2 protein-coding genes are annotated in these 1,672 nt (G+C 68.7%); both read right to left on the reverse strand.

Annotated elements, in window-relative coordinates; genetic code table 11:
* Positions 1-337: 337 nt before the first annotated feature.
* On the reverse strand, positions 338-742 hold the full coding sequence (locus tag WMR31_RS22075) for a VOC family protein (RefSeq protein ID WP_340541098.1): 405 nt from the start codon (positions 740-742) through the stop codon (positions 338-340).
* A 70-nt stretch (positions 743-812) separates the two neighbouring features.
* The gene (locus WMR31_RS22080) at positions 813-1,544 is read right to left on the reverse strand and encodes a helix-turn-helix domain-containing protein (RefSeq protein ID WP_340541099.1); all 732 of its coding nucleotides are present in this window, start codon (positions 1,542-1,544) and stop codon (positions 813-815) included.
* Positions 1,545-1,672 lie beyond the last annotated feature (128 nt).

Genomic DNA, 1,672 nt, shown 5'->3' on the forward strand with positions numbered 1-1,672 from the left:
GCGTCGACTGCGGACCGGTCAGGGGTGGCCGCGCAGGCGGCGGCGCGGGCGGAGCCCGTGCCGGCAGCGCGTCGGACCAGCCGATCGAGCGAGGCTCGCGGTCAAGGACGGCGAAGCCGCCACGCAGTGGCGCGAGCGCAGCGAGCGTCCTTGACGGCGAGACTCGATCGGCTACGCGCGCGGCCACCCCACCACCCGGACGAGTCGGCACCCATGCGCGCCGACCCACCGACCACAGTCGCGCAGTCGGTTGCCGGGGTTTCGTCGGCGCTCGCTGGCGCTCGCTTGCTCAACCTCCGGCCGCGGGGCGATCCCTTCGGAGGTGAGCGGAGAATCCTCAGCCGAACCGGTAGATGCCGAGCACATTGCCCTCGGTGTCGGCGAAGAGGGCCATCGACAGGCCGAACTCGTCGACCTCGGAGCGAGGCTGGACGACCCGGCCGCCGGCGGCCACGATCTGCTCGAGCGTGGCGTCGAGGTCGTCGACCGAGATGTTGACCACCGGACCGGCATCGGCCGGGTCCGTGCGCCGATGGATGCCGCCGTTGATCCCGCCGATCTCGGTCGGGTTGCCGAAGTCGTCGGCGGCAGTCGTGAGCGCGTATGCACCCTCGGTGCCCATCGGCGGCGTGCCCCAGCCGAAGACCTTCGCGTAGAAGCTGCTCGCGCGCTCGACGTCGTCGGCGGGCATCTCGAACCACGAGACCTTGTTGACGTTGGTGATGCTCTTGGCCTGACCCATGATCTGTCTGCTCCCTTCAGAGGTGTCGTCGGGAGCGTAGGGAGGGCGAGCAGTCCGCGTATTGGACGAATCAGACATCGAAGGCCCTGCTGAACTGTCCCGGTGTGTAGCCGGTGGCCGCGCGGAAGGAGCGGATGAAGTGCGACTGGTCGGCGTAGGAGGAGTGGTCCGAGGTCCGCAGCGTCTGCTGGAGCCGGATGATCTTGAGGAAGTCGTGTGGGGCGAGTCCGACCGAGCGCTGCATGGTGCGTTGCAGCTGGCGCGAGGAGAGACCGGCCACGTGCGTCATGTCGGCCACCGTGCGGATGTCGTCGATCTGCTCGAAGATTCGCCTGGTGGTGCGGTTCGGTCGCACCAGGCCGTTGTCCTCGAGCCACTCGACAAGCTCGATGAGGACCGCCTGCTGAGCCGCGAAGTGCAGTCCCTGGAGGCGTCTGCCGTACTCCAGGAGCGGTAGGTCGCCCTCGTACGGACGGTCGATCACACCGTGCGCCGCGGTGCCGGTCCAGGTCCCGGGCAGGAACCTCACGTTGGCGAAGTGGAAGTCGCGGCCGAGGTCGAGCTCGTGCGAGCTCGCCCGCAGCCGCGTGACGCCACAGACTCGCGGGTCGCGAAGGTCGAAGATGACGTAGGTACAGGCGTCGGGAAGGGCATGGAAGCGATAGTCGAGCGCCAGCCGCGACCCCGTGCGGAGCGAGACGAACCGATGGACGACGGCGGCCAGGTGGCCTGGCGGCTCGGCCTCCTCGAACACGACATCGTCGTCGGCCCGGTGAGTGGCATTGCCGGCTGGGTCGTACACGCGTGACACGGTAGCTAGTGAAGGTTGCCGGGGTTTCGTCTGCGCTCGCTGGCGCTCGCTTGCTGTGAGGGTTGGTGGTGGCTGGCCTGGGGCTGGCTGGCAGGGTGGACCGGCTGGTTCTCCTCTGT

It is taken from the genome of Nocardioides epinepheli, assembly GCF_037936805.1.
Classification (GTDB): domain Bacteria; phylum Actinomycetota; class Actinomycetes; order Propionibacteriales; family Nocardioidaceae; genus Nocardioides.